This is a genomic window from Methylibium petroleiphilum PM1, from assembly GCF_000015725.1.
GTDB classification, from domain to species: Bacteria; Pseudomonadota; Gammaproteobacteria; order Burkholderiales; family Burkholderiaceae_C; genus Methylibium; species Methylibium petroleiphilum.
The window spans coordinates 3318162-3332292 of sequence record NC_008825.1; the positions used below are offsets into that span (position 1 = coordinate 3318162).

16 protein-coding genes are annotated in these 14131 nt (G+C 67.8%); 8 read left to right on the top strand and 8 right to left on the bottom strand.

Annotated features, from left to right (window positions below):
- Positions 1–19 precede the first annotated feature (19 nt).
- From MPE_RS15730 to MPE_RS15755, 6 genes are read right to left on the bottom strand one after another with little or no spacing between them, the layout of a single operon-like run.
- A complete protein-coding gene (locus tag MPE_RS15730) occupies positions 20–1015 on the bottom strand; it encodes an ABC transporter ATP-binding protein (protein ID WP_011830693.1) in 996 nt (331 codons plus the stop codon).
- On the bottom strand, positions 1012–2001 hold the full coding sequence (locus tag MPE_RS15735) for an ABC transporter ATP-binding protein (protein ID WP_011830694.1): 990 nt from the start codon (positions 1999–2001) through the stop codon (positions 1012–1014). The genes MPE_RS15730 and MPE_RS15735 overlap by 4 nt, the downstream gene beginning before the upstream one ends.
- 13 nt (positions 2002–2014) lie before the next feature.
- A complete protein-coding gene (locus MPE_RS15740) occupies positions 2015–2929 on the bottom strand; it encodes an ABC transporter permease (RefSeq protein WP_041929721.1) in 915 nt (304 codons plus the stop codon).
- Between the two features lie 16 nt (positions 2930–2945).
- Positions 2946–3929 (bottom strand): ABC transporter permease, encoded by a 984-nt coding sequence (locus MPE_RS15745; protein ID WP_011830696.1) that lies wholly within the window; start codon positions 3927–3929, stop codon positions 2946–2948.
- Positions 3930–3983: 54 nt separating this feature from the next.
- Positions 3984–4775: a DUF3047 domain-containing protein gene (locus MPE_RS15750; RefSeq protein ID WP_011830697.1), complete on the bottom strand. Its 792-nt coding sequence runs from the start codon at positions 4773–4775 to the stop codon at positions 3984–3986.
- A 60-nt stretch (positions 4776–4835) separates the two neighbouring features.
- Positions 4836–5882: a porin gene (locus MPE_RS15755; protein WP_041929722.1), complete on the bottom strand. Its 1047-nt coding sequence runs from the start codon at positions 5880–5882 to the stop codon at positions 4836–4838.
- A 287-nt stretch (positions 5883–6169) separates the two neighbouring features.
- Between MPE_RS15755 and coq7 the strand changes: the two genes are divergently transcribed.
- Positions 6170–6808, top strand: coding sequence for a 2-polyprenyl-3-methyl-6-methoxy-1,4-benzoquinone monooxygenase (coq7, locus tag MPE_RS15760; RefSeq protein WP_011830699.1), 639 nt, complete (start codon positions 6170–6172; stop codon positions 6806–6808).
- Positions 6809–6836: 28 nt separating this feature from the next.
- On the opposite strand, the gene MPE_RS15765 is transcribed toward coq7, so the two are convergent.
- Complete coding sequence (locus MPE_RS15765; RefSeq protein WP_011830700.1) at positions 6837–7259, bottom strand: OsmC family protein; 423 nt, start codon at positions 7257–7259, stop codon at positions 6837–6839.
- A gap of 313 nt (positions 7260–7572) precedes the next feature.
- Between MPE_RS15765 and ilvA the strand changes: the two genes are divergently transcribed.
- Both ilvA and MPE_RS15775 read left to right on the top strand, forming a co-directional pair.
- Positions 7573–9153 (top strand): threonine ammonia-lyase, biosynthetic, encoded by a 1581-nt coding sequence (ilvA, locus tag MPE_RS15770; RefSeq protein WP_011830701.1) that lies wholly within the window; start codon positions 7573–7575, stop codon positions 9151–9153.
- Between the two features lie 113 nt (positions 9154–9266).
- Positions 9267–10364: a nicotinate-nucleotide--dimethylbenzimidazole phosphoribosyltransferase gene (locus tag MPE_RS15775; protein WP_011830702.1), complete on the top strand. Its 1098-nt coding sequence runs from the start codon at positions 9267–9269 to the stop codon at positions 10362–10364.
- A gap of 30 nt (positions 10365–10394) precedes the next feature.
- Here the strand turns inward: MPE_RS15775 and MPE_RS15780 are convergent, their stop codons facing one another.
- Positions 10395–10955, bottom strand: coding sequence for a hypothetical protein (locus tag MPE_RS15780; RefSeq protein WP_011830703.1), 561 nt, complete (start codon positions 10953–10955; stop codon positions 10395–10397).
- A 65-nt stretch (positions 10956–11020) separates the two neighbouring features.
- On the opposite strand from MPE_RS15780, the gene gspG reads away from it, so the two are divergent.
- From gspG to gspK, 5 genes are read left to right on the top strand one after another with little or no spacing between them, the layout of a single operon-like run.
- On the top strand, positions 11021–11464 hold the full coding sequence (gene gspG / locus MPE_RS15785; protein ID WP_049820831.1) for a type II secretion system major pseudopilin GspG: 444 nt from the start codon (positions 11021–11023) through the stop codon (positions 11462–11464).
- A gap of 1 nt (position 11465) precedes the next feature.
- A complete protein-coding gene (locus MPE_RS15790; RefSeq protein ID WP_011830705.1) occupies positions 11466–11969 on the top strand; it encodes a prepilin-type N-terminal cleavage/methylation domain-containing protein in 504 nt (167 codons plus the stop codon).
- Positions 11956–12351 (top strand): type II secretion system minor pseudopilin GspI, encoded by a 396-nt coding sequence (gene gspI, locus MPE_RS15795; RefSeq protein ID WP_011830706.1) that lies wholly within the window; start codon positions 11956–11958, stop codon positions 12349–12351. Before MPE_RS15790 ends, gspI begins: the two co-directional genes overlap by 14 nt.
- A gap of 2 nt (positions 12352–12353) precedes the next feature.
- Positions 12354–13001, top strand: a complete 648-nt coding sequence (locus MPE_RS15800; protein WP_011830707.1) for a PulJ/GspJ family protein — start codon at positions 12354–12356, stop codon at positions 12999–13001.
- The gene (gspK, locus tag MPE_RS15805; protein WP_011830708.1) at positions 12998–13996 is read left to right on the top strand and encodes a type II secretion system minor pseudopilin GspK; all 999 of its coding nucleotides are present in this window, start codon (positions 12998–13000) and stop codon (positions 13994–13996) included. Before MPE_RS15800 ends, gspK begins: the two co-directional genes overlap by 4 nt.
- The last annotated feature ends 135 nt before the right edge of the window (positions 13997–14131 follow it).

Here is a 14131-nt window from a genome sequence, read left to right on the forward strand (position 1 = left end):
CGTCCTCCGGCGGGGCAGCTCAAAGCCGCCCTTCGCTCACGGCGTGGCAGGCCACGCGGATGCCGTCGATCGCGTGCCAGGCCGGCCGCTCGCGCCGGCAACGCTCGTCGGCATGCGGGCAGCGCGGATGGAAACTGCAGCCGCTGGGTGGCTGCAAGGGGTTGGGCACTTCACCCTGGACCGGTATGCGCGGCCGCCCGCTCATCTGCAGATCGGGCACCGCATCGAGCAGCATGCGCGTGTACGGATGCCGGGGCCGACCGAACAACGTGCGCTTCGGCGCCAGTTCGACCAGCCGGCCGAGGTACATGACACCGACCTGATCGGCAACGTGTCGCACGACCGCGAGGTTGTGCGAGATGAACAGGTAGGTCAGACCGCGCTCGCGCTGCAGGTCCTTCATCAGATTGAGCACTTGGGCCTGCACCGATACGTCGAGCGCCGAAGTCGGCTCGTCGCACACCAGGAAGTCCGGCGACGTGGCCAGTGCCCGCGCGATCGAGATGCGCTGGCGCTGACCGCCCGAGAACTGGTGCGGGAACTTGCCGGCGTCTGCTGCGGCCAGCCCCACCGACGCGAGCAGCACACCCACGCGCTCGCGCAGAGCCGCGGGCCGGCGTTCCACGCCCTGCTCGATCAGCGGCTCGGCCACGATGGACTGCACGCTCCAGCGCGGGTTGAGACTGGCGTAGGGGTCCTGGAAGATCATCTGCAGGCGGCGCTGTGGCCCGGCCAGCACGCGCGACAGGTCTTCGCCGCCGAACTGCACCGACCCACTACTGGGCCGGTGCAGGCCGACCAGCAGCCGCGCCACCGTGCTCTTGCCGCAGCCCGATTCGCCGACCAACGCCAGCGTCTGGCCACGCTCGATCACGAAGTTCACGCCGTCGACGGCCTGGACGGTCTGTCGCGGGCGGCGCTGCAGCACACGCTCGACCCACGGAGGGGAGACGTCGAAGTGCTTGACCAGGTCACGCGCCTCGACCAGCGGCAATGCCTCGCCCGGTGCGCTCATGCCGGACGCTCCGGGACGGATTCGACCAGCCAGCAGGCCGCCCGCGTGCGGCCCGCGTCCGCCAGCATCGGCCGCTCGGTGCGGCAGCGATCGAAGGCGTGTGGGCAGCGCGGATGGAAGGCGCAGCCGACGGGGATCGCGTCCAGCCGCGGCATGCTGCCGTCGATCTGCGCGAGCCGCTCGCGGTCTTCGTTCATCGACGGGATCGAGCGCATCAGCCCGACCGTGTACGGATGCCCCGGCGCGTGCACCACGTCGCGCACCGTGCCGATCTCGACGATGCGCCCCGCGTACATCACCGCCACTCGATCGCAGGCCTCGGCGATCACGCCCATGTCGTGCGTCACCAGCATCACGGCGGCGCCCTGCTCCCTGCACAGGCGCTTGAGCAGGTCGATCACCTGGGCCTGGATCGACACGTCGAGCGCGGTGGTCGGCTCGTCAGCGATGACCAGCTCCGGGTTCGCGGCCAGCGCCAGCGCGATCACGACCCGCTGGCGCATGCCGCCGGAGAACTGGTGCGGGTAGTGGTCGATGCGTGCCTCGGGCGCCGGGATGCCGGTGTCGCGCAGCAACTCGACGGCACGCGCCCGCGCGGCGCGTGCGTCGAGCGGCAGGTGGGTGCGGAGGGTCTCGACCAGTTGCTGGCCGACGGTGTACAGCGGGTCGAGCGAGGTCAGCGGATCCTGGAAGATCGCGCCGATGCGCCGGCCACGGATGCGGCGCAATGCGGCCGGCGGCAGGTCGTCGATGCGCTGGCCCGACAGGCGGATCTGTCCGCCGGCGATGCGCCCCGGTGGCGCCAGCAGTCCGATGATGGCCGCGCCGGTGAGCGACTTGCCGGCCCCCGATTCGCCGACCACGCCCAGGATCTCACCGGGCGCAATGTCGAACGACAGGCCATCGAGCGCCCGCAGCGTTCCGCGACGACCGGGAAACTCGACCACCAGATCGCGCACCTCGAGCAGGCCGGGCGGCTTCAGCATGGCAGCGGATGGCTCATCTCAGCCTCGGATTCAGCGCGTCGCGCAGCCAGTCGCCGAGCAGGTTCACGCTCAGCGCGATCAGCACCAGCATCGCGCCGGGAAAGAGCGCGATCCACCACTCGCCGCTGAACAGAAAATCGTTGCCGATGCGGATCAGGGTGCCCAGCGAGGGCGAGGTCGGCGGCACGCCGACGCCGAGGAAGCTCAGCGTCGCCTCGGTGATGATGGCCGTGGCGACCTGGATCGTCGCCAGGACGAACACCGGCCCGAGCACGTTCGGCAGCACGTGGCGACGCATGATGCGCACCGGCGACACGCCGATCACGCGTGCCGCCTGCACGTACTCCTTCTGTCGCTCGACCAGGGTCGACCCGCGTACTGTGCGCGCGTAAGGCACCCAGCCGGTCAACGAGATGGCGAGGATCAGCACACCGAAGGCCAGCGCCTCGTGGGCCGCGGGGAAGACCGCGCGACCCACGCCGTCGATCATCAAGGCCACCAGGATGGCAGGAAAGGACAGCATCACATCACACACGCGCATGATGAGAGCATCGACGCGACCGCCGGCGAAGCCCGACACCAGACCCAGCGTCACGCCGACCAGCATCGACAGCAGCACCGAGGCAATGCCCACGGCCAGCGATATGCGTGCGCCGTACATCACGGCCGAAAGGATGTCTCGGCCCTGGTCGTCGGTACCCAGCAGGTAGGCGCTTTTGCCCTCGGCCATCCAGGCGGGCGGCAGGCGCGAGTCGCCGAGGTCGAGCGTCGCGAGATCGAAGGGATCGTGCGGCGCCACGAGCGGCGCCAGCAACGCGCTGAGCAGACAGGCCGCGGCGATGGCCGCCGCCAGCATGGCCACTGGCGAGGCGCGAAAGCTATGCCAGATCTCGCTGTCCACGAACCGATGACGGGCGTCTGCGTTCATCTCACGATCGTCTGCGTCACCCATGCGCGACTTCGCGATCAGGGCGCAGGCGCGGATCGACCACGAAGTAGAGCAGGTCGACAGCCAGATTGATCGCCACGAAGATCAGCGCGACGAGACACAGGTAGGCCGCCATCACCGGCACGTCGGCAAAGCTCACGGCCTGGATGAACAGCAGGCCCATACCCGGCCACTGGAACACCGTCTCGGTGATGATCGCAAACGCGATCAGTGAGCCCAATTGCAGCCCGGTGATCGTGATCACCGGCACGAGCGTGTTCTTCAGGGCATGGCCGAAGTGCACCGCGCGATCGCTCAGGCCACGCGCCCGCGCGAAGCGGATGTAGTCGCTGCGCAGCACCTCGAGCATCTCGGCGCGCACCAGCCGCATGATCAGCGCAAGCTGGAACACCGCGAGCGTGATGGACGGCAGCACCAGGTGCTGCCAGCCGCTGACGGTGAACCAGCCGCTCGTCCAGCCGCCGATGCTCAGCACCTCGCCGCGGCCGAAGCTCGGCAGCCAGTGCAGGCCGACGGAGAACACCAGGATCAGCAGGATGCCGATCAGGAAAGTGGGCAGCGAGACGCCCAGAAGCGACACCGTCATCAGCAGCTGAGACAAGACGCTGCCCCGCCGCAGCGCCACGATCACGCCCATCGGCACGCCGATCCCCAGGGCGAGCACCGCAGCCGTGATCGCAAGTTCCAGCGTCGCCGGCAAGCGCTCGGCGATCAAGGTCGACACCTTGCGTCCCTGGCGCAGGCTCAGTCCGAAGTCACCCCGCACGGCGTTGCCGACGAAGCGCGCGAACTGCCAGGGCACGGAGCGATCCAGGCCGAGGTCGGCGCGCAACTGCGTGCGCTGCTCGGGCGTCGCGTCCTGCCCGAGCAGATGGGTCACCGGATCGCCGACGTGCTGGAACAGCATGAACGAGATGAAGGCCACGGCCAGCATCACGATCACGGCTTGGAGCAGGCGACGAACCAGGAAGGCGAGCATGTTATGGGGTTTCGCGCGGCCATTGTGGCCGCTCGCCAGGCGTGCCGCCGCCGATCAGTTCGGTGTGGAACTCAGCGGCACGCCGCTGAGGCAAACCGCGCCGTACCAGGCGGTGGCCGACGTGCCGGTGTTGTCGGCATCGGTCATGAGCCCGATACCGATCAACGCCCCCGGTGCCTCGCCGAAGGCACGCCGGTAGTCTGCGGAAATATCGCGCTCGTGCTCGCGCCACTGCCGCAGATGCGCCGGGCCGGACTCGACGACGATCTTTCGGATGCGGTCGCTGCGCGGATTGATCACCACGCTTTCGAGCGGCGCGCCGTTGTCCCACACGTACATCAGCGTCGCAAAGGGCGGGCGCTCGCCGGTCACGAGTTCGGCCAGTTCGAACAGCGAGCGGTCCTTCAGCGGCAATACGCCATGATCGCCGTCGAAGGCGAGCACGATGCGCGCCGGTGAGTCCTCGGACTCGCGGCGCCGCACATCGGCGCGGTCGATCAGTGCATTGACACGCCAAGAGAACCGCAGCGTCTGCAACGCGTCGGGCTCCAGGCGCACCCGGTAACGCAGCATGCTGGCCGAGGCATCGGCCCGCGCGCGCACCACGGCCTGTCCGGCGTCGGTGCCGAGGTCGTAGCGTGTCCCGCGCTTGCCGGGAAGCGCGTGCGGTTGCCAGGCCGGAACGCAGTGCGGGGACCACGGCGCACCGGCTGGGGCCTGCAGGACCAGCGGGTCGCGGTTCGGAACCTGCGCGCAGGCGCCGAGGGTGCAGAGCACCCCGAGAGCCAGGCGTCTCATCGGGAGGGACACGGCGGAATTCGGTCGGTCATCGTCGAGCACGGCCATTCTCGATCGGCCAAAAAAGAAGCGCCCCGCAGGGCGCTTCCTTCAGGCGTACAACTCGATTCAGAAGTTGTGGCCGATACCGACCAGGAACTGGTCCTTGCCAGTCAGGTTGAACGTGTCGTCGTTGTCCGACTCGCGGTGCAGGTAGGCACTGTAGATCGTGGTCCGCTTCGACAGCGCGTAACGGAGCGAAGCGCCGTACTTGTCGTTCTTGTTGCTGCCACCCGCATCCAGATCAGCCTTCGAGTGCGTGTACTGGGCACGGAACTCGAAGCTGCCGAACGGCACGAGCACGCCGACGTTGTAGGCATCGACATCATTGATCACAACCGACTCGCCAGCGTTCGAGCCGAAGTCGCTGGTCTTCTGATAGCCCAGGCCCAGCGTCGCGACGCCGAAGTTGTAGCTGCCGCCCGCGGTGAACACCTTGTTGTAGGCGCTGCCACCGCCGCCCGGGGCGTCGTCGTACTCTTCGTACGACAGACCTGCCTTGATCGGGCCAGCCGCATAACCCAGCAACAGACCTTGCTGGCGAGCCGTGGCGCCTTCGCCAGCGGCGACCAGCGCGCGCACCTGGAAGCCACCGAAGCTCGGCGACAGGTAGACGACCGAGTTGTCGACGCGGGTGCCGAAGTTCTGGAACAGAACGCGACCGGTCGGGGCAAGAGCCGTGCCGGCTGCAAAATTACCGTCCACGACCGTGATTTCGCCTTCAGCGGTCAGGTCCGAGCCGTAGCCGAGGTTCAACTGACGGGTCAGCGTGTCGTGACGACCGAGGCGGATTTCGCCGAGGCTGGCCGAGCTCAGGCCCACCCAGGCGGCGCGGTCGAATAGCTTGGCATTACCAGTGCCGTCGTCGGAGTTGAAGCCCGACTCCAGCGTGAAGTTGGCCTTCAGGCCACCACCCAGGTCTTCGCTGCCCTTCAGGCCCCAGCGCGAACCACCGATCGGCTGGTGGTTGTTCAGCGTGAAGCGGTCTTCGGCGATCGTGCTGTCAGTCCAGGTGACAGCAGTGTCCAGACGGCCGTACAGGGTGACCGACGATTGCGCCGAAGCGGCACCGGCGAAAGCACCCAGAGCGGCCAGAGCGAGTACTGATTTTTTCATTGCAACTATCTCCAGAGTTGAACATGTGGTTTCGGTGAAGCCGGAACCTCGGATGCTGTGTGCGACACCCGAAGCTGCTCGCCGTCCCAACTGAGGAGCGATTCCACCAGACCGTTGCGCCCCCCGCCAGCACTGAGCTTGTTCTATGCTTATTCTGTTGCGGGACGACAACTTTGATGCACTTAATTGGTGCATAAATGCCCTGACATACGACTGTCATGGATGGAATCGTTCACGAACAGCGCCCATTCAACCTCTGAAGACCCTCTCACCGCACCGCTTCGACCATGCGTTCACTCAGCCGCACCGATCAGGTGATTTCTTCGCTGGACAAGGCCTTGAGCACGGTGTTCGCAGCTCACTCGGCATCCCGGCCAGCACCCAAGCCCGCCGTCGATCCCGGCTTGGCCATGACTCCACAGGACAAGTCATTGTCTGCGTCGCTGATGCGCGTGAACCATGTCGGCGAGGTCTGCGCCCAGGCCCTCTATGCCTCACAGGCGCTGGGCACGCGGAACGAGACACTGCGAGCCCAGTTCGAACATGCGGCACGCGAGGAGACCGACCACCTCGCATGGACCGAGGCGCGGCTCGCCGAACTGAACGGACGCACCAGTTGGCTCAACCCGCTGTGGTACGCCGGGGCTTTCGGGCTGGGGCTGATCGCCGGGCGACTCGGCGACGCAGCCAGCCTCGGCTTCGTGGTCGAGACCGAACGTCAGGTGGAGCAGCACCTGCTGCAGCATCTCGATCGATTGCCAGTGGCCGATGTCGAGTCGCGGGCCATCGTGGCTCAGATGCGCGAAGACGAAGCCCGGCATGCCGCCGCCGCCGAGCACGCTGGTGCCGCCACGCTGCCGGTGCCGGTGCGGTGGATGATGCGTGGCATGGCCAAGCTCATGACCTCGACCGCGCACCGCATCTGAGCGCGCCGCCCCGGTGATTGCCGACGGGTCAGACCTCGACGATCTCCACCCCGGTCGTCATCGCGGCGGTCTTGCCCAGCATCGCGCTCGCCGAGCAATATTTTTCGTGGGACAGCGCGACAGCGCGCTCCACCGCCGCGGCGGGCAGGCCGCGACCTCGAACGACGAATTGCAGGTGGATCTTCGTGAAGACTTTCGGGTCCGCGGTCGCCCGCTCCGCGTTCAGTTTCACTTCGCAGCCCCGGATGTCATGGCGTCCACGCTTCAGGATCAGCACCACGTCATACGCGGCACAGGCGCCGGTGCCGGCGAGTACCGTCTCCATCGGGCGCGGCGCCAGATTGCGCCCTCCGCCATCGGGGGCCCCGTCCATGGACAACAGGTGGCCGCTGCCGGTCTCCGCGTTGAACGCCATGCCGGCCTCGGGTTGCCAGCGAACGGTGCACTCCATGCCTGAAACTCCTTTGAAAGACGTGCCGATTGTGCCGAGTCGCACAAATCTGGAGCCGTCCCCCTAGAAAAAGAACGCTCGTGCTTGTTGCGGCGCACCATCCTCCGTTGTATGATGACTCATCGATTGGAAGCGTTCTGACCCAATCACCGCTTGTCTCCTCCACCCTCCTCCAAAGGTGGATTCAGCCCAGGGCCTCACGGCCTTGGGCTTTTTTATTGGTGTGTCCGCGACGCCCTTGCTGCGCCGCAGCGATCGACTGTTCGGCGCCGGGGCCTGACTTATGATCGCGCGCTTGTAACAAGGAGACTCCATGGCCCGCGCCGCGCCGCGCCCCGCCCCCCGCACTTCCGTCGCCAAACCCGCTCTCCGCAAGGCTGGGGCCAAGCCCGACTACCTGCAGCGCATCCTGACCGCGCGGGTCTACGACGTGGCCATCGAATCGGCACTGCAGTTCGCACCGCAACTGTCGGAGCGGATGGGCAACCAGGTCTGGCTCAAGCGCGAGGATGAACAGGCGGTCTTCAGCTTCAAGCTGCGCGGCGCCTACAACAAGATGGCGCACCTGAGCCCGCAGCAGCTGGGGCGCGGCGTGATCTGCGCTTCCGCCGGCAACCACGCTCAGGGGGTTGCCCTGTCGGCCCGCAAGCTCCGCTGCCAAGCGACGGTCGTGATGCCGGTCACCACGCCGCAACTCAAGATCGAGGCTGTGCGGGCGCTCGGCGGCAAGGTCGTGTTGCACGGCGAGAGCTATTCCGATGCCTATGCCCATGCACTGAAACTCGAACGGGAGCACGGGCAGACCTTCGTGCATCCTTTCGACGATCCCGACGTGATCGCCGGTCAGGGCACCATCGCCATGGAGATCCTGCGCCAGCACCAGGGGCCGATCGACGCCGTGTTCGTGGCAGTGGGCGGTGGCGGGCTGATCTCGGGCATCGCTGCATACATCAAGGCGGTCCGGCCGGAGATCCAGGTGATCGGCGTCCAGACCACCGATTCCGATGCGATGCTGCGTTCGGTGCGCGCTGGCAAGCGCGTGACGCTGCACGACGTGGGGCTGTTCTCCGACGGCACCGCCGTCAAGCTGGTGGGCGAAGAGACCTTTCGCCTGACGAAGCAGTGGGTCGACGATTTCGAAGTGGTCGACACCGACGCGGTCTGCGCGGCGATCAAGGATGTGTTCCAGGACACCCGCTCGATCCTGGAGCCGGCCGGCGCGCTGGGCGTGGCGGCCATCAAACAGTACACGGCACGCACCGGCTGCAAGGGCAAGACCTTCGTGGCGATCACCTGCGGCGCCAACATGAACTTCGACCGATTGCGCTTCGTTGCCGAGCGGGCCGAGGTGGGCGAGGAGCGCGAGGCGCTGTTCGCCGTCACTATCCCGGAGGAACGGGGTTCCTTCAAGCGCTTCTGCGAGTTGCTCGGCCCGCGCAGCGTCACGGAGTTCAACTACCGCATCTCGGACGCGCAGACCGCGCAGGTGTTCGTGGGCCTGTCCACGCGGGAACACGGCGAATCGGCTCGCATTGCCGAGCGGTTCGAGAAGCAGGGCTTCGCGACGGTCGACCTGACACACGACGAACTGGCCAAGACCCATATCCGCCACATGGTCGGCGGCCGCTCCGAGCTGGCCCGCGAGGAGCGACTGTTCCGGTTCGTCTTCCCGGAGCGTCCGGGAGCGCTGATGCGCTTCCTGACCCGCATGCACCCCGACTGGAACATCAGCCTGTTCCATTACCGGAATCAGGGTGCCGATTACGGTCGCATCCTTGTCGGCCTGCAGATTCCCCGCGGCGCGCAGCGCGCACTGCGAGAGTTCCTGTCCACACTGGATTACCCCTGCGTCGAGGAGACCGACAACCCGGTCTACCAGCTCTTCCTGCGCTGACTCGACCGCGTCGGGGGCTTCTTGGCAACGGTGAGCCCGACCGTCGTCCTCTGTGATTGTCCCGACATCGGCGCAGGGCTCACAATCTCAAGGCACCAACCCACCACGCCGCCATGTCCGTCCAGCGCTCCCTCATTGCTCCCACCGCGCATCCGCGACTCGAAGATGCGCTGCGGCAGAAGCTGCAGCACCGCGCCGAGACGGCCGGCAGCCTGGGTGAACTCGAACCCTTGGCGGTGCGGCTGGGGCTGATCCAGAACTCGCTGAAGCCCCGGCTGAAAAGCCCGCAGTTGGTGGTGTTCGCCGGCGATCACGGGCTGGTCGTCGACGGACTGTCGACGCGCGGTGATTCGACGTCGCAGCAGGTCACGCACCTGCTCGCCGGACGGCTGCCGATGGCCGTGTTCTCGTTCATCCAGGGCATGGGCCTCACGGTCGTCGATGCCGGCCTGGCCGAGACGATGAGCCCCTACCCCAGCCTGCTCCAGCGCAAGATCGGTTTCGGCACCCGCAGTGCGCGGTCCGGCCCGGCGATGTCGATCGACCAGGCGCACGCCGCAATCCGCGCCGGCATGGAGATCGCCGACTCGCTCAGCGGCAATGTCCTGGCCTGCGCCGGCATCGGCGTCGGAGCCCACGAGAGCGCGTCGCTGGTGCTGTCGCGGCTGGCGGACATCCCGCTACGGGACCTGACCATTTCCGGCCCCGATATGCCGCCCGATGCGCTGGCGCAGACGATGGTGGTGCTGCAGAGCACCCAGGGTCGCCACCGCGACGTGACTGATCCGGTCGAGGTGCTGGCCGCCTTCGGAGGCTTCGAGGTGGCGACGATGGTCGGCGCGATGCTGGTCGCGGCCAGCAAGCGGCACCTGATCATGGTCGATGGCCTGCCAGCGTGCGCAGCCCTGCTGGTGGCGGCCCGCATCTCGGCACCGGTGACCGACTATGTCGTGTTCTGCCGCAGCCATGGCCACCGCGGCCTGGACCATGCGCTCAACCTCTTCCGCGCCAGCGCTCTGCTCGAGCTCGGCATGGAAAGCACCGACGGGACAGGATCTACGCTGGCCTGGCCACTGGTGCACAGCGCGGCCGCCCTGCTGACGCAAGTGGCCGAAGGCGAGGATGCAGGTCCAACGCTGCCCTCGACGACCACCCTCCCCACGCTCGACACGCCGGTCGAAGCCGATTTCGGCTCCAGCACGCGACCCTGAAGCGCTGCGAGTCCGTTCGTCAGCGCGGGCTCACTGGCGATTGATCGGGGCCCGCGGTGGACTGGCCGGTGCCGGGGCCATCGGCACCGCCGTTGCAGGCTCGGCGGCCGGCGGCGCCTGAAGCAGGCCGGCGGCCGGTGGCAGGCTGCCGGTGGCGGGCAACGGCAGCGGCGGCAGGTCGAGTTGAACGGCAGGAGCTCCCTGGGAAGGGCCGAGGGTGGCGCTGCGCCGCGCCACCGACTGCAGCACAAGCGCATTGTCGATGCGCGCGCCGACGCGGTAGGCACGGGGCGGTTTCTCGTCGACGGCGATCAGCGCGATGCCCTGATCGTGGCCACGATCGCCGTCCTTCGGTGCCATGACGCCGATCAGCTTGAAGCGGCTGGCGAGTCCCGGCTCGGTCACCGGGGTCGCCGCCGTCGGCACGGCAGCGAACAGCCGCGTCACGTCGCCGCGCAGGCTGTCCGTCGCGGATACCGGTTGCGTCTGGCTCGGTGCCGGCCGCGGCGTCACGAGGATGCGCAGGCCCCAGAAGGCCACGCAGGCCGCGACGGCGGCCCAGACGACGAACGCAGCAATACGGGCTGGCATGACTGACGATTATGATGGAAGCGAATCATCGCCCCGCGACGGTGCACCCCGTCCCCCAAACCCAGATGCCCAATTCCTCCGCATTGAACTCGTCGCCGCGCTCCGCGCGCGGCTTCACGCTGATCGAACTGATGGTCGTGCTCGTGATCATCGGCGTGCTGGCCGCGCTGATCGTGCCCAATGTGCTCGATCGGGCCGACGACGCACGGGTCACCGCGGCGCGCACCGACGTGAACAACCTCATGCAGTCGCTCAAGCTGTACCGCCTCGACAACCAGCGGTACCCGACCGGCGAGCAGGGCCTGCAGGCTCTGGTCGCCAAGCCGAGCGCCAGTCCGGTGCCGCCCAACTGGAAGCCTTATCTCGACAAGCTGCCCAACGACCCGTGGGGGAACGCCTACCAGTTCGCGAATCCCGGCGTGAAGGGCGAGGTCGACGTGTTCAGCTTCGGTGCAGATGGCCGGGCCGGCGGCGAAGGCAAGGACGCGGACATCGGTTCCTGGCAATGACATGAGCGGGCTCACGGCCAGCGGCCGAACGGGCCTGCGCCACGCGACGGACCGGTCGCGCGGCTTCACGCTGATCGAACTGCTCATCGTCGTGAGCCTGATTGCAATCGTTTCGGCCGTTGCCTCGCTGGCGCTGCGCGACCCGGCAGCCACCCAGCTCGAGCGCGAGGCCGCCCGGCTGGGCGCATTGCTCGAAGCAGCGCGTGCCGAGGCCCGAGCCGCCGGCGTGGCGGCGTTGTGGGTGCCCTCCGAGACCGGTTTCCGTTTCGTCGGGCTGCCCAGCGAACTGGCCCTGCCGAGCCGCTGGCTCGCGCCGGCCGGCATCAGCGCAGAGGTGCGGAACGGCCGAGGCCGGATGCAGGCGGCGGTGCTGGGGCCCGAGCCGGTGATCGGGGCCCAGCGCATCGTGCTGCGCCTCGAAGCCCAGACCGTGGCGCTCGCGACCGACGGCTTCGGGCCGTTCGCTGTCGTCGACGACGAGGCCTCCCCAAATGTCGCGCGCTGAGTTCCGGGCGCACTGCTCCGCCAGCCGCAACGTTCGCGGCATGACCTTGATCGAGGTACTGGTAGCGCTGGCCATTGTGGCGGTCACGCTGGGGGCTGGGCTCAAGGCCGCCGGGGCGTTGACCGACAACGCTCAGCGCCTCACCGACGTGACGGTGGCCGAGTGGTGCGCGGACAACCAGCTCACCGCCTTCAAGCTCATGCGGCAGTTTCCCGGTATCGGCGACAGCGAGTTCTATTGCGAGCAGCTCGGTGTGGTCTATCAAGGCAAGATGGTGATCCGCCCGACCCCGAACCCCAATTTCCGACGCGCCGATGCGGTGGTCTTCACCCCCAGCGGCCAGACCATTCTGACGCTGTCGACGGTGCTGTCGAGGTACTGACGATGCGCAGTCTCTCCCGTCACGCCGCACAGGCCGGCTTCACGCTGGTCGAGGTGCTGGTGGCGCTGCTGATCATGGCCATCGTTGCCGCCTTGTCCTGGCAGGGCATCGATGCCATCGTCCGCTCGCGCGACATCAGCAGCCAGCGGCTCGAGCAACAACTTCGACTGCAGTCGGTGATCGCGCAATGGGAGGCCGATCTCGCCGAAATACAGGACAGTGGCATCGTCCCGGCGCTGCAGTTCGACGGCGCGAGTCTGAGACTGACGCGGCGCCAGGCCGCCGGCCTGCAACTCGTCGTCTGGTCGTTGCGCGGGGACAGCTGGACGCGATGGGCCGGCCCGGCGGTGACGCGGGGCGCGGACTTGCGCGAAGCCTGGCTGCAGTCGCAGCAACTGCTCGGCAATGAAGCCGAACAGTTGCGCGCATTGAGCGGCATCGCCAACTGGCAGCTCTATTACTGGCGTGGCAACGCCTGGACCAACGCCCAATCGAGCGGGGACGCCGCGCCGGCGACTGCTGCAACGCCGACGCTGGCGACACGACAGGCGCTGCCGGGTGGCGTGCGCCTGGTCCTTGCCTTCACCGAGGGCAGCGGCCGGGTCGGTGCCCTGACCCGCGACCTGCGCCTGTCCCCGCAGGGCTCATGACTTCGATTCTTCCCAGATGCCGCCGCATTGCCGGCCAACGCGCGAACCGTCAGCGCGGTGCCGCCCTGCTGACCGCCATGGTCATCGTCACATTGGTGGCCACGCTGGCCAGCGCCATGGTCTGGCAGCAATGGCGCGCGGTTCAGGTGGAAGTGGCCGAACGCGCGCGTGCGCAGGCCCTGTGGATCCTGACCGGTGCGGTCGACTGGGCGCGCCTGATCCTCCGGGAAGACGCGCGCACCGGCGGCGCCGACCACTTGGGCGAGCCCTGGGCAGTGCCGCTGGCCGAGGCCCAGCTCTCGACCTTCCTGGCCGTCGATCGCGACAACACCGATGACGCGCCAGAGGCTTTCCTGTCCGGCTCCATCACCGACGCGCAGTCCCGCTACAACCTGCGCAACCTGGTCGAGGCCGGCTCCGGGACGGCGAGCGCCGCCGAGGAACGCGTGCTCCAGCGCCTGCTCGATGCCGTCGGCGCACGCTCCGATCTCGCTCCGATGATCGTGCGCGGGCTGCGCGCCGCCACGCTCGCCAGCGGTCAGTCGAGCGGCGCGGAACTCAGCACCGATCCACCTCTGATGCCGGAGCGCATCGAGCAACTCGCCTGGATCGGACTCGATGCTGAGACCCTGGCGCTGTTGACTCCCTACGTCTCGCTGCTGCCGGTGCGCACCACCGTGAACGCCAACACCGCGCCCAAGGAAGTTCTGGCGGCGGTGATCGAGGGCCTGGACCTGGCCAGCGCCGACCGGCTGATCCAGGCCCGGCAGCGCAATCCGTTCCGCAATGTGGCAGAGCTCGACGCGCTGCTGCCGCAGGGCGTGAGCGCCGCCACCGAGCGGGTTTCGGTGACATCGTCCTTCTTCGAGGTGCGCGGCCGGCTGCGCCTGCAGGACCGCAGCGTGGAGGAACGCGCGCTGGTCGAGCGCCGCAACCTGGACATCGTGACCCTGCGGCGCGATCGGGTTGCGTCGGTCGAGAGCCTCGGCCGATAGAGCACACATCCGGAAACCGCCCCCCGTCCCGAATCCCGGCTGTCGCCGCTGAGCCACACCTACAATCTCCGCGCACCCCTGGCCCCATGACAACGCTCGTCGTCTCCGTTCCGCCGCGTCCGCGTCTGCGTCCCG

Excerpts from the sequence above, each read along its gene's own strand:
- MPE_RS15730 (WP_011830693.1), bottom strand. The coding sequence starts at position 1,015 with ATGAGCGCACCGGGCGAGGCATTGCCGCTGGTCGAGGCGCGTGACCTG.
- MPE_RS15735 (WP_011830694.1), bottom strand. The coding sequence starts at position 2,001 with ATGCTGAAGCCGCCCGGCCTGCTCGAGGTGCGCGATCTGGTGGTCGAG.
- MPE_RS15740 (WP_041929721.1), bottom strand. The coding sequence starts at position 2,929 with ATGAACGCAGACGCCCGTCATCGGTTCGTGGACAGCGAGATCTGGCAT.
- MPE_RS15745 (WP_011830696.1), bottom strand. The coding sequence starts at position 3,929 with ATGCTCGCCTTCCTGGTTCGTCGCCTGCTCCAAGCCGTGATCGTGATG.
- MPE_RS15750 (WP_011830697.1), bottom strand. The coding sequence starts at position 4,775 with ATGGCCGTGCTCGACGATGACCGACCGAATTCCGCCGTGTCCCTCCCG.
- MPE_RS15755 (WP_041929722.1), bottom strand. The coding sequence starts at position 5,882 with ATGAAAAAATCAGTACTCGCTCTGGCCGCTCTGGGTGCTTTCGCCGGT.
- coq7 (WP_011830699.1), top strand. The coding sequence starts at position 6,170 with ATGCGTTCACTCAGCCGCACCGATCAGGTGATTTCTTCGCTGGACAAG.
- MPE_RS15765 (WP_011830700.1), bottom strand. The coding sequence starts at position 7,259 with ATGGAGTGCACCGTTCGCTGGCAACCCGAGGCCGGCATGGCGTTCAAC.
- ilvA (WP_011830701.1), top strand. The coding sequence starts at position 7,573 with ATGGCCCGCGCCGCGCCGCGCCCCGCCCCCCGCACTTCCGTCGCCAAA.
- MPE_RS15775 (WP_011830702.1), top strand. The coding sequence starts at position 9,267 with ATGTCCGTCCAGCGCTCCCTCATTGCTCCCACCGCGCATCCGCGACTC.
- MPE_RS15780 (WP_011830703.1), bottom strand. The coding sequence starts at position 10,955 with ATGCCAGCCCGTATTGCTGCGTTCGTCGTCTGGGCCGCCGTCGCGGCC.
- gspG (WP_049820831.1), top strand. The coding sequence starts at position 11,021 with ATGCCCAATTCCTCCGCATTGAACTCGTCGCCGCGCTCCGCGCGCGGC.
- MPE_RS15790 (WP_011830705.1), top strand. The coding sequence starts at position 11,466 with ATGAGCGGGCTCACGGCCAGCGGCCGAACGGGCCTGCGCCACGCGACG.
- gspI (WP_011830706.1), top strand. The coding sequence starts at position 11,956 with ATGTCGCGCGCTGAGTTCCGGGCGCACTGCTCCGCCAGCCGCAACGTT.
- MPE_RS15800 (WP_011830707.1), top strand. The coding sequence starts at position 12,354 with ATGCGCAGTCTCTCCCGTCACGCCGCACAGGCCGGCTTCACGCTGGTC.
- gspK (WP_011830708.1), top strand. The coding sequence starts at position 12,998 with ATGACTTCGATTCTTCCCAGATGCCGCCGCATTGCCGGCCAACGCGCG.